We start from the raw sequence: 24,219 nt of genomic DNA on the forward strand, positions 1-24,219 counted from the left end.
GGCTCTTCCGGGTTGCGTTCCCGGTCAGTCCGGCTGGATCCAGGCGATGTGCATGAGGGACTGGCCGACCTTGCGGCTGACCAGGGTGCCGCGGCCGGGGGGCAGGGCGGAGGGTTTGACGGTGCCCAGCAGGGCGCCCTCGTCCTTGCTGCCGCTGCCGACCAGGCCGGGGCTGGCGATCTCGCGGAGCTTGCCGAGGATGGGGTCGAACAGGGCCCGGCTCGCGCCGCCGGTGCGGCGGACGGTGATGACGTGCAGGCCGACGTCCTTGGCCTGGGGGAGGAACTCGGCGATCGGCTGGAGGGGGTTGTTGCCCTGGGTGGCGACCAGGTCGTAGTCGTCGACGATGACGAAGAGCTCCGGGCCCTTCCACCAGGAGCGGTTCCGCAGCTCCTCCTGGGTGACGTCGGGGCCGGGGAGCCGCTTGAGCATGGAGCCGCGGACGTCCTTGATCATGTCGCCGAGCTGGTTGGACGAGACCGCGTAGCCGAGCAGGTGTTCGGTGTCGATGAAACCGAGCAGGGTGCGGCGGTAGTCGACCAGGATGATGACCGCTTCCTTGGGGGTGTAGCGGTCCATGATGCCGCGGATGATGACGCGCAGCAGGTTCGTCTTGCCGGACTCGCCGTCGGCGAAGGCGACGAAGTGCGGCTCGGCCTCCAGGTCCAGGTACATCGGGGCCAGGTCGTTCTCGTCGACGCCGATCGGGACCAGTTTGGTGTCCCGGCGGGTGTCCTGGGCCAGCAGCTCCTCATAGGGCAGGACCTCGGGCAGCAGCCGGACCTTGGGGGCGCCGCGGCCGCGCCAGGAGGACTTGATCTTGGCGACCGCGTCCTGGACGCCGCCCGCGACGTCCTCGGGATTGCTTGAGCCGTCGACACGGGGCAGGCCGGTGAGGAAGTGCAGCTTGTCGCGGGAGAGGCCGCGGCCGGGGCGGCCTGCGGGCACGTTGACCGCGACTCGACGGTCCACATCGGACTCGCTCGGGTCGCCGAGGCGGAGCTCGAAGCGGGTGCCGAGCAGGTCCTTGAGCGCCGGGCGGATCTCCGCCCAGCGGTTCGCGGCGACGATCACGTGGATGCCGAAGGACAGGCCCTGCGCGGCGAGGTTGACGACCTGCATCTCCAGCGCCTCGAACTCCTGGCGGAAGTTCAGCCAGCCGTCCACGATCAGGAAGACGTCGCCGAACGGGTCCTCCCGGAGCTCACCGCGCCGCTTGCGGTTGCGGAAGTCGGTCATCGAGTCGATGCCCCAGTCGCGGAAGCGCTGTTCGCGCTCGGTGACCAGGCCGGAGACCTCGGCCACCATGCGGCGGGCCTTGTCCGGGTCGATACGGCCCGCGACGCCGCCCACGTGCGGGAGGCCGTCGAGTGTGCCGAGCGTGCCGCCGCCCAGGTCGAGGCAGTAGAACTGGACTTCCTCCGCGGTGTGCGTCAGCGCCATCGACATGACCAGGGTGCGCAGCATCATCGACTTGCCCGACTGCGGGCCGCCCGCGATGGCCGCGTGGCCCGCGGCGCCGGAGAAGTCGGCCCACAGCAGGTCGCGGCGCTGTTCGTAGGGCTTGTCGATGATGCCGAGCGGGACCTGGAGCCTGCCGTTGCCGTAGAAGCCGACCGGCGACAGGCCGCGGTCCTCGGTGGGCTGCAACGGCGGGAACAGCGTGTCCAACGAGTTGGGCTCGTTCAGCGGCGGCAGCCAGACCTCGTGCGCGGGCGGGCCCTGGCCGACCAACCGGCTGACGACCACGTCCAGCTCGCTGGTCTCCTGGCCGCCCTCCGGCTTGGCCTCCTCCTTGGGCTTCTCCTTCGGCGTCTCCGGTTCCTTCGGGATCTCCACGTAGTCCGGCACGAAGAGCCTGGCCCGCCGGTCACCCGAGACCGCCGCGACCGGGCCCGCCGCCTGCAGGCCCGCCGGGCGGTACGGACCGGAGACGTAGGACGCCTTGAAGCGCACCATGGTGCTGGTGTCGTACTTGAGGTAGCCCGAACCCGGGATCGACGGCAGCTCGAACGCGTCCGACACACCGATGGCCGCGCGGGACTCCGCGGCGGAGAAGGTCTTCAGGCCGATCCGGTAGGACAGGTGCGAGTCGAGACCGCGCAGCTTGCCCTCCTCCAGGCGCTGCGAGGCGAGCAGCATGTGCATCTGCAGCGACCGGCCCAGTCGGCCGATGGCGACGAACAGGTCGATGAAGTCCGGCTTGGCGGACAACAGCTCCGAGAACTCGTCGACCACGATGAACAACGCGGGCAACGGGTCCAGGTCGGCGCCGTTCTCCCTGGCCTTCTCGTACTCCCAGACGTTCTTGAAGTTGCCGCCGTTCTTCAGCGCCTCCTGGCGCCGGTTCATCTCACCGGCGAGCGCGTCCTTCATCCGGTCGACCAACGTCAGGTCGCCCTGCAGGTTGGTGATGACCGCGGCGACGTGCGGCGCGCCGTCCAGACCGAGGAAGGTCGCGCCACCCTTGAAGTCGACCAGCACGAAGTTCAGCGTGGACGACGAGTGCGTGGCCAGCATGCCCAGCACCAGCGTGCGCAGGAACTCGGACTTGCCGGAACCGGTGGCGCCGATGCACAGGCCGTGCGGGCCCATGCCCTCCATGGCCGCTTCCTTGATGTCCAGCTCGACGGCCTGGCCGAACTCGCCGACGCCGAACGGCACCCGGTAGCGGTCGCGCACCGGCCGCGGCCGCCACGCCTGCTGCACGTCGAAGGTCATCGGGTCGCCGGGGATGCCCAGCAGCTCCAGCAGCGTCGGGTTGGACAGCAGCGGCTCCTCGTCGCCGGTGTCCGCGGCCGCGCCGCCCACCCGGTACGGGGCCAGCTTGCGGGCCAACGCCTCCGCCTCGGCCACGCTCAGCGTGTCCGGCTGGGCGAACCACTCCACCCCGCTGGCGCTGCGCGCGCCCAGCCGGTCCGCCTCCACCACCAGCCGCAGGCCGCGGCGGGCGGTCAGGTTGCCGAGGCAGTCGGACAGGTCCAGCAGTGTGCAGCCGACCAGGCCCTCCTCCAGGATGATCTGTTCCTCGCGGGTGACCTCGCCGTCGTCGATGACGATCACCACGTGCGGCTGGTCGGGCTGCGGCGGGGCGTTGCGGGTGAACCGCTGCCGGTCGCGCAGCTCCTCGTCCAGCCACTGCTCCACCTGGGACAGCGAGCCGCTCATCATGCGCAGCTGGCCGATGCCGTCGACCATCGTCGGGTGCTGGGTGTGCGGCAGCCATTTCGCCCACTCCCACTCGGCCTTCGCCTTGCCGGAGGTGACCACGGCGACCAGCACGTCGTCGTGCGAGTGGAAGGTGACCAGCTGGGCCAGCAGGGCGCGGGCCAGGCCACGGGCCAGGTCCTTGTCGCCCGCCACGCCGACCGCGGCGAACCCGCGGATGGCCACCTGGATGGGCAGGTCCGGCACGATCGAGTGGGCGCGCACGAACCGGCGCAGCGCCAGCGTGGCGATCGGCTCCAGCTCGTCCACCGGGCCGGTCTGCGGCGGCACCAGCCGGGTGGCCAGCCGCTGCGAGCCGCGGCCCACCCGCAGGTGGCAGAAGTCCGAGTCGGCCTGGCGGCGCTCCCACATGCGCCTGCTGGTGGCGATCGACCACAGTGCCTGCGGGTCCGGGTGGGTCCACTCCAGCGACCCGCGCTGGTCCAGCGCCGCCTCCCGGGCGCGGTCGCGCATCTGGCCGAGGTAGCGCAGGTAGTCCTTGCGGTCCTCGTTCATCTCGGCCTTCTTCTGGCCGCCGCCCCGACCGCCCATGCCGCCCGCCATCATGCCGACGGTCGACATCAGGAACATGCCGCCGAAGAGCAGGGACGTGGGGTTCTTGCCGCCCACGACGAACATGAAGGCCATCATCCCGACCGAGGCCACGATCATGACCGCGGGCAGGATCTTCATGACGATGTTGCCCGGGATGACCCGCGGCACCTCGGGCGGCGGTTCGAGGTGGACCTCGCCGCCGGGCTGCCGCGGCGCGGCGAGCCGGGGCGAACGCTTGAACTGCAGCGTGCTCACCGGGTGGACACCTCTTCGACTCGGGTGGTGCGGGTTAGTCCGTGGGGGAAACTACCGAACTACTGACAGCGACCTGACGCGTTTGGCGGGAACCGATGACCACCCGCGTGCCGATCGCCGCCAGCCAGGCGAGGTGGGCCAAGCCCAGCCCACAGGCGATCAGACCGGTCGGCACGAGCAGGACGGTCAGCAGCAGCCACAGTTGCGCGCACACCGCGGCGCCGAGGACCGCGAGATAGAGGGTAAACCTGGCCACGCGCGTCGAGTGCTGCCCGGCCAGGGCAGCGACCGTGGCCGCCAGCGCCAGCCCGCTGGGGAAGATCCACCAGCGGTGGGTGATCCCCCAGGACAGCGCGGTGATCGCGACGGCCAGCGCGGCGGCGATCACGAACGGGTCGGAGATCACCGGCGCGGTGCGGGCCGGGGCCGGGCAGACGACCAGCAGCCCGGCCAGTCCCGCGGCCATCAGCACCGGGATCCACGGGCCCTGGTGCACGCGGTCCAGTTGGGCCTCGGCGGCCAGCACGGCCGTCAACGCGATCGTGCCGAACACGATCCGCCCCGCCAGTTCCCGGCTCGCGCGCGAGTACGCCAGGGACGCCGTCGCGCCCGCGTAGACCAGGCCGGACAGCACCGATGGATAGAAGTGCTCGTACAGGTAGTACATCCGTGCGCCGACCGCGAGGCCCGCGAGCACGGTGAACGACGCGAGGACGGCGCGCGCCGCCGTCCGCGATCCCCCAGAAATGACCACTGCTTACCGCCCCCAGTCGCGCGGATGCCACCGAAACCGCCCAAACCCGCGTGTTCGGTGCGGACATCCTAAATCGACATCCGCGCTGGTGGGGAGAGGGCCGCGCGGCCCTGTGGACAACTCGGGACCGGGACTACTCCGCGCGGTCCGGCGCGTTCGCGAGGACCGGGCGACCGCCCAGCACGAGCGCGCCAAGCAGCCCGGCCACGAAGACCGCGCCAAGCAGGATCGGCACCGCGCCCGCGCTGGAGATGGCCAGGAAGTACAGCACGCCCGCGGACACCGCGACGACCAGCGCGCACAGCGCGAACCGGCCGGGCCCCTGGATCCGTTGGCCGATCATGAAAACGGCCGCGGCGACCAGGAACAGGGAGCCGTGCACCAGCGAGCCCGGGTCGTCGGTGTCCGTGAAGAAGCGCACGACGAGCACGCCCACCGCGGCGGCGACCGCGACCAGCGTGGCGTATTCGGCGCGGCCTGCGGGAACGAGGTCGTCGATATACCCGGCTACCCGGCCGAGGGTGCCGACCACCAGCAGGAACGTCAACAACAGCGCCTGCGGGTTGTGGCCGCCCAGGTAGTACAGCTGCAACGCCATGCCCGCGATCCCGGCCAGGCTCACCACGCCAAGACCGATCAGGCCCGCCAGGTCGCGGCCCGCGGGCGTGTACGCCTGGGCCAGCGTGGCGACGACGTAGACCACGCCCGGCAGCACCGACGCCGGGTGCCTGCCGGTCACGTAATAGATCAACACGCTCAGGCCGATACCCGCCACCACGGTGACGATCGGGAGCACTTTCCGGATCCGCTTCATGTCCGGCCCCGCGCCCGCCCCGGATGTCGCCCGCATTCCATTTCCCCCCACCGCGACGGCGCTTTCTGCCGAACCGCCTCATCCCGAGATATCGGTGCGGCCATACTAGGACCGGCTCCGGCCCGGCGACGTCCGGACCGGGCAGACCTGTGGACAACTCCGAGGGGGCGCGCGGTGGCAACCGGTACGACCGTGTTCAGCAGGGTGACAGTGGTCGCACCGAGGACACGCATCGACGTGGCCCTGCCGGTGGACGTCTCGGTGGCGGACCTGCTGCCGATGCTGTTGACGATGGCCGACGAGGCCACCCCGGACGGCGGCGCCCGGCACGGCGGCTGGTGCCTGGCCAAGCTGGGCGACAACCCGCTGGACCCGAGCCGCACGCTCGGCTCGCTCGGCGTGGTCGACGGCGACATGCTGCAGTTGCGCAAGCGCGCGGAGAACCCGCCGCCGCCGCTGTTCGACGACGTGGTGGACGCCATCGCCGAGTCCACCCCGGACAGCTACCGGCCGTGGACCAAGGAGACCGCCAACCGGATCGGGCACATCGCAGGCGCGCTGGCGCTGCTGCTCGGCGCGTTCGCGGTGCTGATGGCCGGACCGCTGTGGGGCGGCGGCAACATCGGCCCGGCGGTCGCCGCTGGGACCGGCGCGGTGGTGGCGGTGGCGCTCGGCGCGGTCATCGCGCGCGGCTACCAGGCCCGCACCACCGGCGTGTTGATCGCCGCGGCGGGCGGGCTGCCACTGGCGTTCGTGGCCGGGCTGTCCATCGTGCCCGGCGAGCCGGGCCGGGCGAGCCTGCTGCTGGCCTCGGCGCTGGTGCTGATCGTGGCCTCGGCGTCGATCATGCTGATCGGCGCGGGGATCACCACGTTCGTCGCCGCGGGCACCGCCGCCACGCTCGGCGTGCTCGCGTTCGCGGTGGCCACGCTGGTCGCGCACCCGGCCGCCGGGATCGCGGCGGGCACCGTCGCGGTGGCGCTCGGCGCGCTGTCCGTGCTGCCCCGGGTGACCATCCAGCTGGCCCGGCTGCCGCTGCCGAACGTGCCGGGCAGCGCGGAGGACCTCAAGGAAGACAGCGGTTTCCCGGACTACCGGTCGATCGAGCGGCGCGCGGGCCTGGCGCACGAGTACATGACCGGCATGATCATCGGCTGTGGTTCGGCCACGGCCATCGGCGCCGTGGTGGCCGCCGCCGCGCCCGGCCTGTGGGGCGTGCTGCTCGGCGTGGTGGCCACGCTGGTGCTGCTGCTGCGCGCCCGCACCTACGCCAACGGCAGCCAGGCGATCGCGCTGCTGGCCACCGGCATGCTGGCCGCGGCGGGCATCGTGCTCGGCTGGCTGGTCACCGCCGACACCTTCGACCGGCTGCTCTGGGTGTTCGGCGCGCTGGTGCTGATCGGCGCGGCCGCGCTGGTGCTCGGCGTGGTGTTCCCGGAGCAACGGTTCTCCCCGCCGCTGCGGCGCACGGTGGAGATCGTCGAGGCGCTGTGCGTGGCGATCGTGCTGCCGCTGGCGCTCGCGGTGATGGACCTCTATGCCACGCTGCGGCACGTGACGTTCAAGTGACCCGGACCGCCACCCGCGTGGCCGCGGCCCTCGCCGTCGCCACCTTCGCGATCGCCCTGCCATTACCCGCGTCCGCGCAGAAGCAGCCCGTGACGACCACCACCGCGCAGGCCCCGGACTCGATGGCCACCCCGCCGCCGCTCGCGCCGGACTTCCCGGTGCCCAGCGGCACCGACCCGGACACCGCCTACGCGCTCAGCACCAACTGCATCGGCTCGCTCAACCAGGGCGTCGACCTGAAGAACAAGCCCTGGGGCCAGCTCCAGCTGCGCTTCGACGAGCTGCACCACTTCGCCACCGGCAAGGGCCAGCTGGTCGCGGTGATCGACACCGGGGTGAAGGACCACCCGTACTTCGGCGGCCGGGTCACCCCGGGCGGCGACTTCGTCGTCCCGGACAAGCGCGGCCTGGAGGACTGCGACGGCCACGGCACCGAGGTGGCGGGCATCATCGCGGCCAACCCGCCCGCGGGCAGCGACATCGGGTTCAAGGGCATCGCGCCGGACGCGAAGATCCTGTCCATCCGGCAGTCCAGCGCCAACTACAAGGGCAAGCGGCCCACCGCCGCCAAGCCCGAGGGCGAGGACGTCACCGCGGGCACCCTGGAGACGCTGGCGAAGGCCGTCGTGTCGGCGGCGAACCAAGGCGCGCGGGTCATCAACATGTCGGTGGACAACTGCCGCCCGGTCTCGGCCGGGCCGATCACGCCTGCGGAACAGCAGCTGCAGGCGGCGCTGCGGTACGCGTTCGAGCAGAAGAACGTGGTGCTGGTGGCCTCGGCGGGCAACACCGGCGAGCACGGGTGCCCCGACCAGCGCAACGGCTCCGACCCGAACCGCCCGACCTACATCGTCACGCCGCCGTGGTTCTCCGAGTACGTGATCTCGGTGGCCGCGATGTCGCGGAACGGGGACCCGGCGGACTTCTCGGTGCAGGGACCGTGGGTGACCGTGGCCGCGCCGGGCACCGACATCATCTCGCTCGACCCGGCCACCAACGGCCTGGCCAACCTCCAGGTCCTGCCGGACGGCAAGCAGGTCCCGATCCAGGGCACCAGCTTCGCGGCCCCGTACGTCTCCGGGCTGGCCGCGCTGATCCGGGAACGGTTCCCCAGCCTGACCGCCCGGCAGGTGACCGAGCGGATCAAGCTGTCCGCTTCGCACCCGGCCGCGCCCGGCGGGCGGGACAACTCGGTCGGCTTCGGCATGGTGAACCCGATCGGCGCGCTGACCACGCTGATCCCCAGCGAGCAGGGCGTGGAACCGGACCAGCCGCTGGAGCTGAGGGCCGTGCTGCCCGCGACGGAGGTCCGGGACTGGACGCCGATGCGGGTGGCGTTGATCGGGACCGGTGGCGCGGTTCTCCTGCTGCTGTTGACGTTGTTCATCGTGCACACGGTTCGGCGGAACCGGGGCGGATCGCGGGAGAGCCGGGGATCCGCCTAGTCGCTCGTCTCGTTGTCGGCTCGGTGATGTGCGGTTTCGACAAGGCGTTGCCCGCGAAAGCATGGGGCCCCGGTGGATTTCTCCACCGGGGCCCCGCTTGTCGCACTGGGTGTTCAGTTGTCGCCGGGCCGGATCAGACGTCCAGGGTCCAGCCGTTGATGTAGCCGATGTCGGCCTTGTAGCCGTCCCGGACCTGGAGCTTCCACACACCGGCGGCGTTCTTGGCGGACAGGTTGACGGTGAAGGTCTGCTTCACGTTGTCGGCCGAGTCCGTGGTGGAGGAGTTCTTCAGGCGGTAGGCGGTGCCGTCGGGGGCGATCAGGTCGACGGTCAGGTCGCCACGGTAGGTGTGGATGATGTCCACGGCCACGGTCGAGGCCGTCGCGGCCTTGCCGGTGCAGTTGATGGTGATGGGGCTGAAGACCGCGTCACCCATGTCCGGGATGTTGACCTTGGTGGTGCTGCTGACCGCGGCGCAGCCGACCGGGGTCGGGGTGGGCGTCGGGGTCGGCGTCGGCGTGGGGGTCGGCGTCGGGGTCGGGGTGGCCACCGGGACCAGCTGCAACAGCTTGTTCGGCGAGCCGGTGCCCTCGTTGGTGACCTTGCCGGAGACCGAGGCGTTCACCACGGCGGTGGCGACCTGGGCCGGGGTGGCCGTCGGGTTGGCCGACAGGTACAGCGCCATGACGCCCGCGACGTGCGGGGAGGCCATGGAGGTACCGCTGATGGTGTTCTTCGCGGTGGTGTTGCCGATCCACGCCGAGGTGATGCCGTCGCCGGGGGCGAAGACGTCCACGCAGGTGCCGTAGTTCGAGTAGCTGGCGCGCGCGTCGGTCTTGGTGGTGGCGCCGACGGTCACGGCCTCCGGCACGCGGGCCGGGGAGGCGTTGCAGGCGACCGCGTTCGAGTTGCCCGCGGCGACCGCGTAGCTGACGCCCGCGGCGATGGAGCGCTGCACGGCCTGGTCCAGCGCGGTGGAGGTGGCGCCGCCGAGGCTCATGTTGGCGACGGCGGGCTTCACGCGGTTCGCGGTCACCCAGTCCACACCGGCGATGACGCCGGAGGTGGTGCCGGAGCCGTTGCAGTCCAGCACCCGGACGCCGACCAGCTTGACGCCCTTGGCGACACCGTAGGTGCTGCCGCCGATGGTGCCCGCCACGTGCGTGCCGTGGCCGTTGCAGTCGGTGGCGTCGTTGTCGTTGTCGACCTTGTCGGTGCCGCTGACCGCACGGCCACCGAACTCGGAGTGCGTCAGGTTGATGCCGGTGTCGATGACGTACACGTTCACGTTCGACGCGGTGGTCGGGTAGGTGTACTTGGTGTTCAGCGGCAGCGCCGCCTGGTCGATCCGGTCCAGGCCCCACGACGGCGGGTTCGCCTGGTCGATCTTGGCGGTGACCTTCTGGTCCGCCTCGACGAAGGCCACCGACGGGTCGGCGGCGGTCCACTTGGCCTCCTGCAGCGTCATCGACGCCGAGTAGCCCTTGACGGTGGTGGCGTAGCGCTGCTTGACCTGGCCACCGTGCTTCTTCGCGATGGCGTCGGCGGTGCTGGACTGCGTCGAGACGCCGTCCTTGTACACCACGATGAAGCTGCCCGGGATCGCGGTCGGCGCGTCGGCACCGAGCACCGGACCTTCGGCCGCGCTGGCCGAGTTGGACAGGGCCAGGCCCAGTCCGGCGGCGGCGACGGCCGCCACGGCGACACTGACGCCGCCTACTCGCCGCATCCGTGCGGCGCGAGACATACCCATTCCATGGTCTCCTTCGCACCAGGCACCCGGCCTCGCCACGGGTGGCGGTCGCGATCGCTGGAGACCCGGGAGGAAACCTCCCGCCTGACCAACTGCCGCGGCTGCCCTCAGGGGTCCGACCGGTTTGTGTGCCTGACTGGTGAACTGTCGCGGTGCTCTGCGTGACGCCTAGAACCGCTTGGGTCCGCCAATTCGGCCGATCGGGCGAAGTCCTGAGGGCTTGTGGTGACTGTGTGGTGTGGAGAACTCCGGCCGGGCGAGTCCGCCCCGGGCCAGGCGCGCAAATGGCCGGGACGCGGACCGCGCGTCCCGGCCATCTACTTCTTTCCTGACCCAGTTAACGGCCGCCACCAGTGAGAATCGGTGGCCGAACCAGTGCGAACCGGTAGCGAACGGCTCAGTCGCCGCGGCGCACCGGACCGAGGATCTGCTGTTCCTTCTGCGTGGTCACCAGCCGCAGCGGCCGCCACAGGTTCCGGCCAAGGGCCACCACCTGGTCATCCGCCAGGGTGGTCAGCTGCTGCACCATCGGGGGTGGCAGCCGCCACACCCGGGCGGCGAGCTGGGCTTGGCCGACCGGCAGCCGCTGCAACAACACCAGGTCGGCCGCGTTGGCCGTGGCCCCGGCCTGCGGATGCATGTACGGCAGCACGTACACCGTGGTCTGCCAGGGCGAACGCGGCGGGAACAGCTCCTGCGGCGTCGGGCCGCCGTCGTGCACGACCAGCAGCGGGCCGTCCTCCGACGGGCGCGGCAGCTCCACCGGGCTCAGCCTGCGGATCTGCACCAGCGGCGCGGGCCGACCGTCCGGGCCGGTGCCCGCGGCCTTCTGCAGCACCTGCCACGCGGCAGGCCTGCCGGTGGCCACGACCACCCACGCGCCCACCGCCATCGCCCGCAGCGCCACCTGCCTGGCCAGGTAGAGACCACCCACCAGCACGATCCGGGTCGGCGCCGGGCGCAGCGCGGAGATCGTCAGCGGCTCGCCCTGCAAACCGGAGCCCAGCACCATCCCGCCGCGGTCGCCGGACGGGCTGACCGCGTCCAGCATCTCCGGGCTGACCAGGAACTCCGGCGCGATGCCCGCCGACCCGCCCTGGGTGTCCAGCAGCCTGCTCGACCCGCTCACGCCCGGCCCCCCAACGGCAGCGTCGCGGCCAGCCCGGCCACCTGCAGCCCGCGCAGCGGGGTCAGCGTGACGCCGATCCGGTCGGAGATCGAGTTCAGCCGGTCGTCGGCGTGCGCCAGCTCGTCCGGGGTGCGCGCGCTCACCCGGACCAGCCCGCGCAGCCCCACCTGGCCCTCGTCACTGCCCGGGGACAGCGACATGGCGACCGTGGCGGACAGCGCGCGCACGCCGGTGAGCGCGTTGAGGCTGGCCGCCGCCTTGCCCTGGGGCCAGCCGGTGATCGCGTAGCTGGCGTGGCCGACGCCCGCCGCGGTGACGCCGGTCCAGCGCTCGCGCAGGCTCGCCCGCTCCGGCGTGCCCGCCACCCCGGTCAGCTCCGCCGCGGCGATACCCGCCTTGAGCAGCTCGTCCGGGTCCAGCGGCCGGGTCGGCACGCCGCGCGACTCCAGCGCGTTGCGCACCCGGGACAGCGCGCCGATCAGCGCCCGGTGCGCGCCCATGACGCCGCCGCCGCGCTCGCGTACCGCGGCCGGGCAGCGGCGCGGGTCCAGCCGCACGGCTACCCAGGTGGTGCGCCGGGCGGCCGCCGACAGCGGGCCGAGCACCTCCAGGTAGGAGGCCAGTGCCGGGGAGTTCGCGGGCAGCGCGGCACTGCCCGGGTAGCAGTGCCAGATCACCTGGATCGCGTCCAGCACCACGCCGCGGTCCTCCAGGCACGGCGCCAGCGCGCCGAGCGGCAGGCCCGCCGTCGCACCGACCTGGCTGACCAGCGCGGGCGCCGGGTCCACCAGCAGCACCGCGGTCCAGGTGCCCTCGTGCCAGGCCAGGCCGAGCGGCCTGCGCTCGTGGTCGGTGCCGTGCGCGACCACCAGGTCCGGCACGGCCAGCCGGAGCAGGCTGACCCGCGGGTCGTCCGGTCCGGTGACCGCGGCGCCCTCGGCGGCGGCCAGGTTGTCGACGCTCACCGGGTCCGCAGGCTTGCTCACCCGCGCGTGTGAACGGAACGTGTAGCGGATTGTCAGCCCGACCCACTGGGTGAACCAGCGGCCCCGCCAGCGCAGGAACGCCACCACCAGCGCCACCGCGGCGATGCCGATGGCCACGTACTTGAGGCCGAGGTCGATCGCCAGCAGCACCAGGCCGATCGCGACGCCGACCTCCAGCACCACCAGGTTCGCCACCGGCAGCGCGCCCAGGCTCGCGCCCCGGTTGCGCCTGCGCGCGGAGACCCGGGTGGGCGGCGGGGACGGCGGCTGCGCGTCCGCGGGCGGGCGCCCGCGCGACGGTCCCGAGGGCGGCCCACCCGGCCTGCCGGGGCCACCGGGTCCGCCCGGTCCGCCGGGTCCACCCGGGCCACCGGGACCCCCCGGTCCGCCGGGTCGGGGCGGCTGGCCGGGAGGAGGCGTGCGGCCCTGTCGTGGAGGTGTGGTCACCGACATCCGCTCGTTCTCTTCCCCTCAAGATCCTGACGCGTGGCGTTCGTGCACGGGATTGGTGGAGAACCCACATCCGGCCGTCACGGTACGGCTATCCTGCGGAACCGTACCGCGACGGGGAGAGCTGCAGGCCGAGAATGCCATCAACACCGACTACCAAGTCACAGGTCCAGGCGTATCGCTTCGTGCTGCGCAGGATGCAGTCCGCGCTCGTCCGCAAGGACGCGGTCATGCTGCACGACCCGATGCGCACCCACTCCAGGGCCACCGTGGTCGGCGTCTGCGTCGCCGCCGTCGGCATGATCGGGTTCCTGGTGTACGGGCTGCTCAGCCCGGCGCCGACGCTGCCGGACAAGTCGGGGATCATCATCGCCGAGCCGTCCGGCTCGGTGTACGTGCTGCTGACCGACACCGAGCGGGGCAAGGTGCTGGTCCCCACCTTCAACCTGGCCTCGGCGCGGCTGCTGATGGTGGCCCGCAGCAACCCGCAGGGCCAGCAGGCGGGCAGCCAGACCAACGGCGGCGGCGGCACCGCCGCGCCTGCCGAGGCGCAGATCATCCCGGACTCGAAGCTGGTGGACATCCCGCGCGACCGGCTCACCGGCATCCAGGACGGTCCGCAGCTGCTGCCCGACGGCAGCCAGCGGATCAGCAACGACTGGGCGGTGTGCGACGAGTACCAGCTGGACACCAGCCTGATCAACTCGGCCAGCCAGAACAAGATCGAGACCACCGTGCTCGGCGGCGTCAAGGACCTCGGCCCCGAGCTGGCCGACACCGAGGCACTGCTGGTGCAGGCGCCGACCAAGAAGACGTACCTGGTCTACCGCACGCCCGCCACCGCCAACATCAAGAACGCCAACACGGTGCGCGCCGAGGTCAAGATGTCCAACAGCAACATGCGCTCCGCGCTGAACCTGAAGGACGACGCGATCCGGCAGATCACCGTCGGCCTGCTCAACGCCATCCCGGAGGCACCGGAGCTGGCCCCGCCCGCCATCGACGGGCAGGGCGGCCCCAGCCAGGTGGACATCAACGGGCTGCCGGTCGGCTCGGTCATGCGGGTCGAGCGCGCGGGCGGCGTCGACTACTACGTGCTGCTGCGCGACGGTGTGCAGCAGATCAAGAAGACCACCGCGGACCTGATCCGGTTCACCGCGACCGCGGGCGGCGCGGACATCACCAAGGTGTCGCCGGACAAGATCCCGGCGGCGCTGGTGCGCGGGCGGATCGACGACAGCAGCTTCCCCGAGGTGGTGCCGGAGGCGCTGAGCCCGGTCAACTACCCGGTCGCCTGCCTCGGCTGGAGCGTGGTCGGCGAGGGCCGCGACGCCGACCAGCACACCGAGGTGCACGTCGGCAAGCAGCTGCGGGTGCCGCTCACCAGCTCGGGCAGGCCCGCCTCCATCCCGATCAGCAGCCCGAGCGCGGACGGCGAGCGGCTGGACCACTTCTACCTGCCGCCCGGCCGCGCGGCCGTGGTCCGCGGCGCCACCTCCAAACAGGACTTCGCCACCGGCCCGATCTACCTGATCTCCGACCGGGGCGTGAAGTTCGGCGTCCCCGACCAGCGCACCGCGCAGGCCCTCGGGCTGGCCCAGCAGGTCCCGGCCCCGGACGCGATCGTGCGGCTGCTGCCCAACGGCGCCTCGCTGAACACTCGGGACGTGCTGCAGACCTACGACGTGGTGCCGGTCGCGCCGGGCGCGTTCTCGACCACCACGGCGCAGCCAGGCGGCTGATCCCCGACACCCGATACCGCCGAGCGGGTGGTCGCGGGAACCACCCGGCACGGCCTAACGTCAAACGGGCACGTTCCGCGTCCCGCTGGGAGGTCACCATGGCGATCGAGGTCGATCCGAGGTGGGTGTCCGACTACGCGAAGAAGGTCGCCTCCGCCGCCGACGAGCTGGGCAAGGGCGTGGACATCCTGCGCACCGCCCCGCTCACCCCGGAGGCGTTCGGCTCGCTCGGCCGCACGGCCAAGGTCACCGACTCCTACACCCGCGCCGCCGACCTGCTGCGCACCCAGCTGACCCGGGGTGTGGCGGCGCTGGAGTCGGCCGCGCACGCGCTTGGCGAGGTCGCGGACAAGTATCGGGGCTCCGACGACGACGGCGCCCACACCATCACGCGCAGCGGCCAGGCCTGAGGGGAGACCCCACATGCGCACCCGACGCGACGACTGGCAGACCGGGGACGGCTCGACGACCTGGTCCCCGGACACCGGCCTGTCCGCCCCCGAGGTGTGGGACACCTCCGGCTGGGACACCCCCGCGCCCGCCCCGCACGGCGAGCCCGCGCTCGCCAGGGTCGATGCGCCGGAGAGCGACGCCGACTCCGGTGAGCCTGCGCTGGCCACCGCCGACGAGCCGCCGGTGGTGAGCGCGCAGGGTGGCCTGGACGGGTCGGACATCGAGGCCAACATCGGCTCCTACCTGGACTTCCTCAGCAGGCTCTGCCGCGAGCTGGGCATCCCCGACCCGGTCGAGGAGTACTTCGCCCCGGTCGTCGGCCGGTGGAGCGACCTGCACGGCGAGGCCGAGCGCTGGCGTGCCGTCGGCGCGAAGGCCGAACACGTGATGGGCGAGCTGACCACCCCGCTCGGCGGTCTGGACGCGGCCTGGCAGGGCGCGGACGCGGACTCGTTCATCGACTACATGAACCGGGTCGGCCTGGCTGGCAACGACATGTCCGACGCCATGACCGGCATGGGCGAGGTCCTGGACGCCACCGCAGACGGCCTGCGCGAGATCGTGACCGAGATGGCGGGCCTGCTCGCGGAGGTCGCGCAGAACGGCAAGCAGGCCATGTCCGGGGCGGGGCGCAACGAGGACCGCACGCGGCAGTACCTGGACGCGATGAACCGGCCGACGCGGGAGCTGTTCGAGGCCGTGCGGCAGATGCTGGAAGCGTTGGTGCGCCTGTGCGACGGCATCGACGGCGCCAAGGTCTTCGACACGATCACGATGGCGCACACGTTCCCGGAACAGGACTTCGCGTTCGCCGTGCCGACCGTGCCCGGGGTGACGGTGCCGCCGCCCTCGTCGGAGTCCGTGCCCGCGGCGGCTGCCGCGGGGATCCCGGCCGACGCAAGCGCTTTCGACGGCGGCGGCGCCGGTGGGGGCGGTTTCGGCGGTGGCGGTGGTGGGGGCACGAGTGGCGGCGGTGGCGCGTCGACCGGTCAGCCGCCGCAGGCCGGTGGTTACGTGTCCGCCGGGGAGGCGGCGCCGAGCAAGCCTGGCGGTCTCGCCCCGGCCGCGGCGGCGGCCGCTGATGCCGGTGGCCGACCGGCGGGCGGCGGCATGATGGGCGGCGGCATGCCGATGGGGATGATGGGTGGCATGGGCGGCCAGGGCGGGGGGAACGGCGAGCACAAGCCGCGCACCCGGGTCGCGGGCAACCCACAGGACATCTTCGGCAAGCCGGCCAAGTCCTCTCCCCCAGTGATCGGCGACAACTGAGCCGGACGACGGCTCAGAGCGTGCGGACCCGGCGGGTCTGGGCGGCGCGGGTGGCCAGTTCGTCGTCCGGTGGGTAGTCGACGGCGATGAGAGACAGGCCATGGGCCGGGGCCACCGTGATGGCGCTGGGACGTTCGGTGGCGGTGAGCATGGACGCGGGCCACTGCGGGGGCTTGCGGCCCTCGCCGACCGCCAGCAGGGCGCCGACGAGGCTGCGGACCATGGAGTGGCAGAAGGCGTCCGCGGAAACCCAAGCGGTCAGGACGTCCTTGTCGCGGGTCCACTCCAGGCGCTGAAGCTCGCGGATCGTGGTGGCGCCCACGCGGCGCTTGCAGAAGGCCACGAAGTCGTGTTCACCCAACAGGAAAGCCGATGCGGCGTTGAGGGCGGACAGGTCCAACGGGCGCGGCCAGACCACGGTGTGGTTGCGCCGCAACGGATCCGCGCGCCACTGGGCGTCACACACACGGTAGGCATAGTGCCTGCGCAGGGCCGCGAAACGCGCATCGAACTCCGCGGGCACGTGACGCAGGTCAGTGATCCGCACGTCGGCGGGAAGAGCGCGGGCGACGCGCGGAAGCAGGGCGACGAGGTCTTCGTCGGCGGGCAGGTCCATGTGCGCGACCTGCCCCGTGGCGTGCACACCGGCGTCCGTACGCCCGGCCACGGTCAGCCTTACCTTGCGCCGCAACACCTGCGTGAGCGTCTCCTCCAACACCCCGCACACCGTGCGACGGGCGGGCTGCACCGCCCAGCCGGAGAAGTCCGTGCCGTCGTAGGAGATATCCAACCGAACGCGGACGAGCCCGCCGTCCCCAAGGGGTTCGGCGGGCTCGTCCGGGTGCTGCGCGGGCGTCAGGACTTGTCCTCAGCCTTGTCGTCGGCCTTGTCCTCGGCCGGAGCCTCGGAAACCTCAGCGGCCTCAGCGGCCGGGGCGTCCTCGACCGCGGTCTCGTCGGCCACGGTCTCGTCGGCCACGGGCGCCTCGTCCTTCTTGGCGTCCTTGGCGAACTTGGTCTTGCGCGCGGCCTCGGCCTCGGCGGTGACCGTCTTCTCCTGGATCAGCTCGATGATCGCCATCGGGGCGTTGTCGCCCTTGCGCGGCATCGTCTTGATGATCCGGGTGTAGCCACCGTTGCGGTCGCTGAAGAACGGGCCGATCTCGGTGCACAGCCGCTGCACGACGTCCTTGTCGCGGATCACCTTCATGATCTCGCGACGGTTGTGCAGGTCGCCGACCTTGGCCTTGGTGATCAGCCGCTCGGCGTACGGGCGCAGCCGCTTCGCCTTGGCCTCAGTGGTGGTGATGCGACCGTGCTCGAACAGCGCGGTGGCCAGGTTGGCCAGCAGCAGCCGCTCGTGGGCCGGACCGCCGCCGAGACGGGCGCCCTTGGTTGGCGTGGGCATTCTTGCTCCTTGAGGAATTCAGCACAGGTCAGGCCGGCCCAGAGACCAGCACAGCACTAGAGCTGCTCGGTCTCTGCGTAGTCCTGGCCGTCGTCGGTACCGGCGTCCGGGCTGTCGGTCCAGCTGTCCGTGGCGTAGTCGGTCGCCGCGGCGGTCGGGTCGAACCCGGGCGGGCTGTCCTTGAGGGCCAGGCCGAGCCCGACGAGCTTCATCTTGACCTCGTCGATGGACTTCGCGCCGAAGTTGCGGATGTCCAGCAGGTCCGCCTCGCTGCGCGAGACCAGTTCGCCCACGGTGTGGATGCCCTCGCGCTTGAGGCAGTTGTACGAGCGCACGGTGAGGTCCAGGTCCTCGATCGGCATCGCGTAGGCGGCGATGGTGTCCGCCTCCTGCGGCGAGGGGCCGATCTCGATGCCCTCGGCGTCCACGTTGAGCTCGCGCGCCAGCCCGAACAGCTCGACCAGCGTCTTGCCTGCGGACGCCACCGCGTCCCGGGGCGTGATCGACGGCTTGGTCTCCACGTCCAGGATGAGCTTGTCGAAGTCGGTGCGCTGCTCGACGCGGGTGGCCTCGACCTTGTAGGTCACCTTCAGCACCGGCGAGTAGATCGAGTCGACCGGGATACGGCCGATCTCGGCACCCGCCTGCTTGTTCTGCACCGCCGGGACGTAGCCGCGACCGCGCTCGACCACGAGCTCGATCTCCAGCTTGCCCTTGCCGTTCAGCGTGGCGATGTGCAGGTCCGGGTTGTGCACCGTGACGCCCGCGGGCGGCACGATGTCACCCGCGGTGACCTCGCCGGGACCCTGCTTGCGCAGGTACATCGTCACCGGCTCGTCCTCCTCCGAGGAGACCACGAGCTCCTTGAGGTTGAGGATGATGTCGGTGACGTCTTCCTTGACGCCCGGCACGGTGGTGAACTCGTGCAGCACGCCGTCGATGCGGATGCTGGTCACCGAGGCGCCGGGGATCGACGACAGCAGGGTCCGCCGCAGCGAGTTGCCCAGCGTGTAGCCGAAGCCGGGCTCCAGCGGCTCGATGACGAAGCGGGAGCGGGTCTCGTTGACCGGCTCCTCGGCAAGTCCAGGACGCTGTGAGATGAGCACTTCTTGGTTCTTCCTTCCCGTTGGCGCCCGCTATTTGACGCCGGTCGTGACTGGGAAGCGGGCGGCGGTGGCCGCCGCCCGCCGACGTCGTTTACTTCGAGTAGAACTCGACGATGAGCTGCTCCTGCACCGGCACGTCGATCTGGGCGCGCTCGGGCAGCTGGTGCACCAGCACGCGCAGGTTCGACGGGACGACCTGGAGCCAGCCGGGGATCGGCCGGTCGCCGAAGGACTCCTTGGCGGCCACGAACGGCAGCGTCGGCAGCGACTTGGGTCGCACGTCGATGATGTCGAACTTGGACACCTGGAAGCTCGGGATGTTGACCTTCCGGCCGTTCACGATGAAGTGACCGTGGCTGACCAGCTGGCGGGCCTGGCGGCGCGTGCGGGCGAGCCCGGCGCGGTAGACCACGTTGTCCAGCCGGGACTCCAGCAGCTGCAGCAGGACCTCGCCGGTCTTGCCGGTGCGGCGCGCGGCCTCCTCGTAGTAGCGGCGGAACTGCCGCTCCAGGACGCCGTAGGTGTAGCGGGCCTTCTGCTTCTCCTGAAGCTGGTTCAGGTACTCGCTCTCCTTGACCCGACCGCGGCCGTGCTGGCCGGGCGGGTAGGGACGGCGCTCGAAGGCCTGGTCGCCGCCGACCAGGTCGACCTTGAGGCGACGCGAGATACGGGTCGCGGGCCCGGTGTAACGTGCCATGACTTAGCTGTCCTCCCCGTTCCTCAGACCCGGCGCCGCTTGGGCGGGCGGCAACCGTTGTGCGGCTGCGGGGTCACGTCCTGGATGGAACCGACCTCAAGACCCGCCGCCTGCAGCGAGCGGATCGCGGTCTCCCGACCGGAACCCGGGCCCTTGACGAACACGTCGACCTTCTTCATGCCGTGTTCGGCGGCCTTGCGGGCGGCGTTCTCGGCCGCCATCTGCGCGGCGAACGGGGTGGACTTGCGCGACCCCTTGAAGCCGACGTGGCCGGAGGAGGCCCACGCGATCACGGCGCCGGTCGGGTCGGTGATCGAGACGATGGTGTTGTTGAACGTGCTCTTGATGTGAGCATGTCCGTGCGAGATGTTCTTCTTTTCCTTGCGCCGGACCTTCTTGACTCCGGCGCCGGTACGGGACTTCGGTGGCATGTCTGCGGGTTTCTCCTAGCTGGAGCGCGAGGTGGTGATCTCAGGAGCTGCGTTGCGGATGACTGATCCGGCGTCCGTGTAGAGCTCGCGCAGTGCGGCCGGGCGGGCGCACTTGGGCGCGACGGTGAGGGCCATGAAGGCCCGGTTCCGACGCCGTTGGGGAACGACGGCGACCACGGTCTCGCAGCTCTTGGTCACTTCTTTCCGGCCTTCTTCTTGCCTGCGACCGTCTTCTTCGGGCCCTTGCGGGTACGGGCGTTGGTCTTGGTCCGCTGACCGCGGACGGGCAGACCGCGGCGCCACCGCAGGCCCTCGTAGCAGCCGATCTCGATCTTCCGGCGAATGTCGGCCTGCACCTCGCGGCGGAGGTCACCCTCGACCTTGAAGTTGTTCTCGATGTAGTCCCGGAGCCGGACCACGTCGTCATCGGACAGGTCCTTGGCCCGCAGGTCCGGGCTGATCCCGGTGGCGGCCAGCAGCTCCTTGGAGCGGGTCCGGCCGATACCGAAGATGTACGTCAGCGCGATCTCCATCCGCTTCTCGCGGGGGAGGTCTACGCCTGCGACACGTGCCATTGCGGCGGTATCTCCTCTTGGTTTCGCCCAGGTCTGCTCCCGCGCCACCCCGGGCGGATACCCGGGCCCCGGCCTGGTCCGGGGGTGTGGTCGGGCCCAGATGGCCCGACAGGCTGCGGGAGGTCCTCTTGCCTTGCTGTCGCGTAGCTCGGCGAACGGCTAGGTGGTGCGGCTGCTCAGCCCTGGCGCTGCTTGTGGCGCAGGTTCTCGCAGATCACCATGACCCGCCCGTGACGGCGGATCACCTTGCACTTGTCGCAGATCTTCTTGACGCTCGGGTTGACCTTCACGTCTGTCTTCTCCTGCTATTCGGCCGCGTGCCGCCACCGGGGGGCGGCGACACCAGTAGTGGCGCCCGGCGGGTGAACCCGCCGGGTGGGTCACTTGTAGCGGTAGACGATGCGGCCGCGGGACAGGTCGTAGGGCGACAGCTCTACGACGACCCGGTCCTCGGGCAGGATGCGGATGTAGTGCTGCCGCATCTTGCCGCTGATGTGTGCCAGGACCTTGTGGCCGTTCTCCAACTCGACGCTGAACATCGCGTTGGGAAGTGGCTCGACCACGCGGCCTTCGACCTCGATGGCCCCGTCCTTCTTGCCCATGTCCTCCGCGTTTCGTGACGTATGTGGGTGTGGCTTCGGCTTGTCCTGCACGCCCGCCGGGCACGCGGCACGGCGACAGGTTCGCTTACCGAGCGACACACCCAGACTTGATCAGGCGGAAATTGGCGCTGCTGACAGCACCAGCCATCGAGTGTACGCTCCCGCGCGAGGTGCACCCAAATCGGGGTCGCCCTGGGCGCAAGTCCCTCGGTCGGGTGAGATTCTCGACCGCGCCGGTTCACCCGGACAGCGGACCTACCGGATCATTCCGGGGCGGTGAGCACCCACGGACCGTCATCGGTGACCGCGACGGTGTGTTCCCAGTGCGCGGCGCGCGAGCCGTCGGCGGTGACGACCGTCCAGCCGTCCTCCAGCTCCACGGTCTCCTCGGTGCCCAGCGTCAGCATGGGCTCGATGGCGATGGCCATCCCGGTGCGCAGCCGCGGGCCCTTGCCCGGCTTGCCGTAGTTCGGCAGGAACGGGTCCATGTGCATCGAGCTGCCGATGCCGTGGCCGCCGTACTCGCGGACGATGCCGTAGGCGCGCCCGTGCGCGCGCTCGGAGGTGTGCACCGAGGTCTCGATGGCGTGCGAGATGTCGGTGAGCCGGGCCCCCGGCGCGACCGCCTTGATACCCGCCTCCATGGCCGCCCTGGTGGCGTCGGACAGCGCCTGCTCGGCGTCGGTCACCGAGCCGACGTACAGCGTGACCGCGGAGTCGCCGTGCCAGTCGTCCAGGATGGCGCCGCAGTCGACCGAGATCAGGTCGCCGTCGGCCAGCACCTGGGTGCGCGCCGGGATGCCGTGCACGATCTGCTCGTTCACCGAGGCGCAGATGCTGGCCGGGAAGCCGTGGTAGCCCTTGAACGAGGGCACCGCGCCCGCGTCCCGGATGGTCTGCTCGGCGATCTCGTCCAGCTCCGCCGTGCTGATGCCCGCGCGGGCCGCCGCGGCGACGTTGCCGAGCGCGCGGGCCACCACCAGGCCTGCGGCACGCATGGCCGCCAGCTGGGCGGGCGTCTTGATCTCGATCATGCGCGCGCGCCAAGAGGCCAGGGCGAGCCGGAGTCCGCCGAGCAGACCACCGCTCACGACCGGTCGCGCAGCGCGGCGAGCACCCGTGCGGTGATGTCGTCGACCCCGCCGACCGCGTCCACGGTGATCAGCAGGTCGGCGTAGTAGTCCAGCAGCGGGGCGGTCTCCGTGCGGTAGACCTCCTGGCGGTGCCGGATGACCGACTCGTTGTCGTCGTCCCGGCCGCGGGCCAGCAGCCGCTCGACCACCACGTCCTCGTCGATCTTGAACTCGACCACCGCGTCCAGCTTGGTCTCGGCGGTGCTGAGCAGCTTGCCCAGCACCTCCGCCTGGCCCACGTTGCGCGGGAAGCCGTCGAGCAGGAAGCCGCCGCGGGCGTCCGCCTCCTCCAGCCGGGTGCGCACCATCTCGTTGGTGACCTCGTCCGGCACCAGCTTGCCCTCGTCGAGGTAGCGCTTGACGTCCTGACCGAGCTCCGTGCTGTTCGCGATGTGCGCCCGGAAAAGGTCACCGGTGGAGATGTGCGGGACGCCGAGCTCCCGGCTCAGCGCCGTCGCCTGGGTGCCCTTACCCGCTCCGGGCGGTCCGACGAGAACAACACGCGTCACTTCAGGAACCCTTCGTAGTTGCGCTGCATCAACTGGCTCTCGATCTGCTTCACGGTGTCGAGGCCCACGCCGACCATGATGAGGACGGCGGTGCCGCCGAACGGGAAGTTCTGGTTCTGTCCCTGGCCGGTGAGCTCCAGGAAGAAGTTCGGCAGGACCGCGATGATGCCCAGGTAGAGCGAGCCGGGCAGGGTGATGCGGCCCAGGACGAAGCTCAGGTACTCCGAGGTCGGCCGCCCCGGGCGGATACCCGGGATGAAGCCGCCGAACTTCCGCATCTCGTCAGCACGCTCGTTCACGTTGAACGTGATGGTGATGTAGAAGTACGTGAAGAAGATGATCAGAGCGAAGTAGATCGCGATGTGGATCGGGCTCGACTGGTTGACGATGTGGTCGGAGATGAAGCGCTGCCACCCGGAGGTGCCGGTGCCGACCAGCCGGGAGATCAGGTCCGGCAGGTAGAGCAGCGACGAGGCGAAGATGACCGGGATGACGCCCGCCTGGTTGACCTTCAGCGGCAGGTAGGTCGAGGTGCCGCCGTACATCCGGCGGCCGATCATGCGCTTGGCGTACTGCACCGGGATGCGGCGCTGGCCCTGCTCGATGAACACCACGCTGGCGATGATCAGCAGGCCGAACACGCAGACCACGGTGAAGACCATCGCGCCGTTGCCGGAGAAGATGGCCGCGCCCTCGCCCGGGATGCGGGCGGCGATGTTGACGAACATCAGCAGCGACATGCCGTTGCCGATCCCGCGCTCGGTGATCAGCTCACCGAACCACATGATCAGCGCGGTGCCCGCGGTCATCGTGATCACCACGACGGCCAGCTTGAACACGTTGCTGTCCGGGATGATGTCGTCCTGGCAGCCGCCGAAGAGCTGGCCGCGGTCGGCCATCGCCACGATGCCGGTGGCCTGCAGGACGGCCAGCGCGATCGTCAGGTAGCGCGTGTACTGGGTGAGCTTGCCCTGACCCGCCTGGCCTTCCTTCTTCAGCTGCTCGAACCGCGGGATGACCACCGTCAGCAGCTGGATGATGATGCTCGCGGTGATGTAGGGCATGATCCCCAGCGCGAACACCGACAGCTGCAGCAACGCACCGCCGCTGAACAGGTTGAGCAGGCCGTAGACGCCACCTTCGTCGACGTCGGCCAGGCATTTCTGCACGTTCGGGTAGGACACACCGGGCGAGGGCAGCAACGCGCCGACCCGGTAGACCACGATGATCCCGAGGGTGAACAGGATCTTGCGGCGCAAGTCCGGCGTCGCGAGAGCCGAGCGGAAGGCGCTGAGCACGCAAGAACCTCCTCGGCGTCACCGGCAGCTCGTTACCGGTGAACGGCTTGACCCGGCTTGTCGCCGGCGGGTACAGGGCC

General features: G+C 70.9%; 23 protein-coding genes. 5 read left to right on the plus strand and 18 right to left on the minus strand.

The annotated features are described in order from the left end of the window. Nucleotides 1-24 precede the first annotated feature (24 nt). The 3 genes from C503_RS0113735 to C503_RS0113745 form a co-directional block, all read right to left on the minus strand. A complete protein-coding gene (locus C503_RS0113735; RefSeq protein ID WP_018682792.1) occupies nt 25-4,017 on the minus strand; it encodes a type VII secretion protein EccC in 3,993 nt (1,330 codons plus the stop codon). A 34-nt stretch (nt 4,018-4,051) separates the two neighbouring features. Further along, nucleotides 4,052-4,771 carry a hypothetical protein gene (locus tag C503_RS0113740; RefSeq protein WP_026316278.1) on the minus strand — a complete coding sequence of 240 codons (720 nt, stop codon included), beginning with the start codon at nt 4,769-4,771 and terminating at the stop codon, nt 4,052-4,054. Nucleotides 4,772-4,904: 133 nt separating this feature from the next. Further along, entirely contained in the window at nt 4,905-5,621 is a 717-nt protein-coding gene (locus tag C503_RS0113745) for a hypothetical protein (protein WP_033400581.1), read from the minus strand. Nucleotides 5,622-5,759: 138 nt separating this feature from the next. Here C503_RS0113745 and eccD point away from each other — a divergent pair, with 138 nt between their 5' ends. Next, entirely contained in the window at nt 5,760-7,154 is a 1,395-nt protein-coding gene (gene eccD / locus C503_RS0113750) for a type VII secretion integral membrane protein EccD (RefSeq protein WP_084477086.1), read from the plus strand. Next, a complete protein-coding gene (gene mycP, locus C503_RS0113755) occupies nt 7,151-8,599 on the plus strand; it encodes a type VII secretion-associated serine protease mycosin (protein WP_018682796.1) in 1,449 nt (482 codons plus the stop codon). The genes eccD and mycP overlap by 4 nt, the downstream gene beginning before the upstream one ends. A gap of 133 nt (nt 8,600-8,732) precedes the next feature. Here the strand turns inward: mycP and C503_RS0113760 are convergent, their stop codons facing one another. The 3 genes from C503_RS0113760 to eccE all read right to left on the minus strand — a co-directional run bounded on the left by C503_RS0113760 (nt 8,733) and on the right by eccE (nt 12,662). Then, entirely contained in the window at nt 8,733-10,352 is a 1,620-nt protein-coding gene (locus tag C503_RS0113760) for a S8 family serine peptidase (protein ID WP_026316281.1), read from the minus strand. 397 nt (nt 10,353-10,749) lie between these two features. Further along, on the minus strand, nt 10,750-11,403 hold the full coding sequence (locus C503_RS0113765; RefSeq protein ID WP_245572477.1) for a hypothetical protein: 654 nt from the start codon (nt 11,401-11,403) through the stop codon (nt 10,750-10,752). A 74-nt stretch (nt 11,404-11,477) separates the two neighbouring features. Continuing rightward, nucleotides 11,478-12,662 (minus strand): type VII secretion protein EccE, encoded by a 1,185-nt coding sequence (gene eccE, locus C503_RS0113770; protein WP_018682799.1) that lies wholly within the window; start codon nt 12,660-12,662, stop codon nt 11,478-11,480. 392 nt (nt 12,663-13,054) lie between these two features. Between eccE and eccB the strand changes: the two genes are divergently transcribed. The 3 genes from eccB to C503_RS0113785 all read left to right on the plus strand — a co-directional run bounded on the left by eccB (nt 13,055) and on the right by C503_RS0113785 (nt 16,381). Beyond that, nucleotides 13,055-14,659 (plus strand): type VII secretion protein EccB, encoded by a 1,605-nt coding sequence (gene eccB / locus C503_RS0113775; protein WP_026316282.1) that lies wholly within the window; start codon nt 13,055-13,057, stop codon nt 14,657-14,659. 98 nt (nt 14,660-14,757) lie between these two features. Further along, nucleotides 14,758-15,069, plus strand: coding sequence for a type VII secretion target (locus C503_RS0113780; protein ID WP_018682801.1), 312 nt, complete (start codon nt 14,758-14,760; stop codon nt 15,067-15,069). A 13-nt stretch (nt 15,070-15,082) separates the two neighbouring features. After that, nucleotides 15,083-16,381, plus strand: coding sequence for a WXG100 family type VII secretion target (locus tag C503_RS0113785; RefSeq protein WP_051114813.1), 1,299 nt, complete (start codon nt 15,083-15,085; stop codon nt 16,379-16,381). A gap of 13 nt (nt 16,382-16,394) precedes the next feature. Here the strand turns inward: C503_RS0113785 and truA are convergent, their stop codons facing one another. The 12 genes from truA to secY form a co-directional block, all read right to left on the minus strand. Beyond that, nucleotides 16,395-17,171: a tRNA pseudouridine(38-40) synthase TruA gene (truA, locus tag C503_RS0113790; protein WP_018682802.1), complete on the minus strand. Its 777-nt coding sequence runs from the start codon at nt 17,169-17,171 to the stop codon at nt 16,395-16,397. A 65-nt stretch (nt 17,172-17,236) separates the two neighbouring features. Then, on the minus strand, nt 17,237-17,788 hold the full coding sequence (rplQ, locus tag C503_RS0113795) for a 50S ribosomal protein L17 (RefSeq protein ID WP_018682803.1): 552 nt from the start codon (nt 17,786-17,788) through the stop codon (nt 17,237-17,239). Nucleotides 17,789-17,844: 56 nt separating this feature from the next. Continuing rightward, nucleotides 17,845-18,894, minus strand: a complete 1,050-nt coding sequence (locus C503_RS0113800) for a DNA-directed RNA polymerase subunit alpha (protein ID WP_018682804.1) — start codon at nt 18,892-18,894, stop codon at nt 17,845-17,847. 91 nt (nt 18,895-18,985) lie between these two features. Continuing rightward, entirely contained in the window at nt 18,986-19,591 is a 606-nt protein-coding gene (gene rpsD, locus C503_RS0113805; RefSeq protein ID WP_018682805.1) for a 30S ribosomal protein S4, read from the minus strand. Nucleotides 19,592-19,614: 23 nt separating this feature from the next. Continuing rightward, nucleotides 19,615-20,022, minus strand: a complete 408-nt coding sequence (rpsK, locus tag C503_RS0113810) for a 30S ribosomal protein S11 (protein WP_018682806.1) — start codon at nt 20,020-20,022, stop codon at nt 19,615-19,617. Nucleotides 20,023-20,037: 15 nt separating this feature from the next. Further along, complete coding sequence (locus tag C503_RS0113815; RefSeq protein WP_018682807.1) at nt 20,038-20,220, minus strand: hypothetical protein; 183 nt, start codon at nt 20,218-20,220, stop codon at nt 20,038-20,040. Beyond that, nucleotides 20,217-20,597, minus strand: a complete 381-nt coding sequence (gene rpsM, locus C503_RS0113820) for a 30S ribosomal protein S13 (RefSeq protein ID WP_026316285.1) — start codon at nt 20,595-20,597, stop codon at nt 20,217-20,219. The genes C503_RS0113815 and rpsM overlap by 4 nt, the downstream gene beginning before the upstream one ends. A gap of 176 nt (nt 20,598-20,773) precedes the next feature. After that, complete coding sequence (rpmJ, locus tag C503_RS0113825) at nt 20,774-20,887, minus strand: 50S ribosomal protein L36 (RefSeq protein ID WP_018682809.1); 114 nt, start codon at nt 20,885-20,887, stop codon at nt 20,774-20,776. A 90-nt stretch (nt 20,888-20,977) separates the two neighbouring features. Beyond that, a complete protein-coding gene (infA, locus tag C503_RS0113830) occupies nt 20,978-21,199 on the minus strand; it encodes a translation initiation factor IF-1 (RefSeq protein WP_018682810.1) in 222 nt (73 codons plus the stop codon). A 263-nt stretch (nt 21,200-21,462) separates the two neighbouring features. Beyond that, nucleotides 21,463-22,233 carry a type I methionyl aminopeptidase gene (gene map / locus C503_RS0113835; protein WP_018682811.1) on the minus strand — a complete coding sequence of 257 codons (771 nt, stop codon included), beginning with the start codon at nt 22,231-22,233 and terminating at the stop codon, nt 21,463-21,465. A gap of 53 nt (nt 22,234-22,286) precedes the next feature. Continuing rightward, on the minus strand, nt 22,287-22,841 hold the full coding sequence (locus C503_RS0113840; RefSeq protein ID WP_018682812.1) for an adenylate kinase: 555 nt from the start codon (nt 22,839-22,841) through the stop codon (nt 22,287-22,289). After that, nucleotides 22,838-24,139, minus strand: a complete 1,302-nt coding sequence (secY, locus tag C503_RS0113845) for a preprotein translocase subunit SecY (protein WP_018682813.1) — start codon at nt 24,137-24,139, stop codon at nt 22,838-22,840. Before secY ends, C503_RS0113840 begins: the two co-directional genes overlap by 4 nt. Nucleotides 24,140-24,219: the final 80 nt, after the last annotated feature.

The sequence above is a fragment of the Actinokineospora enzanensis DSM 44649 genome (assembly GCF_000374445.1).
GTDB lineage: Bacteria > Actinomycetota > Actinomycetes > Mycobacteriales > Pseudonocardiaceae > Actinokineospora > Actinokineospora enzanensis.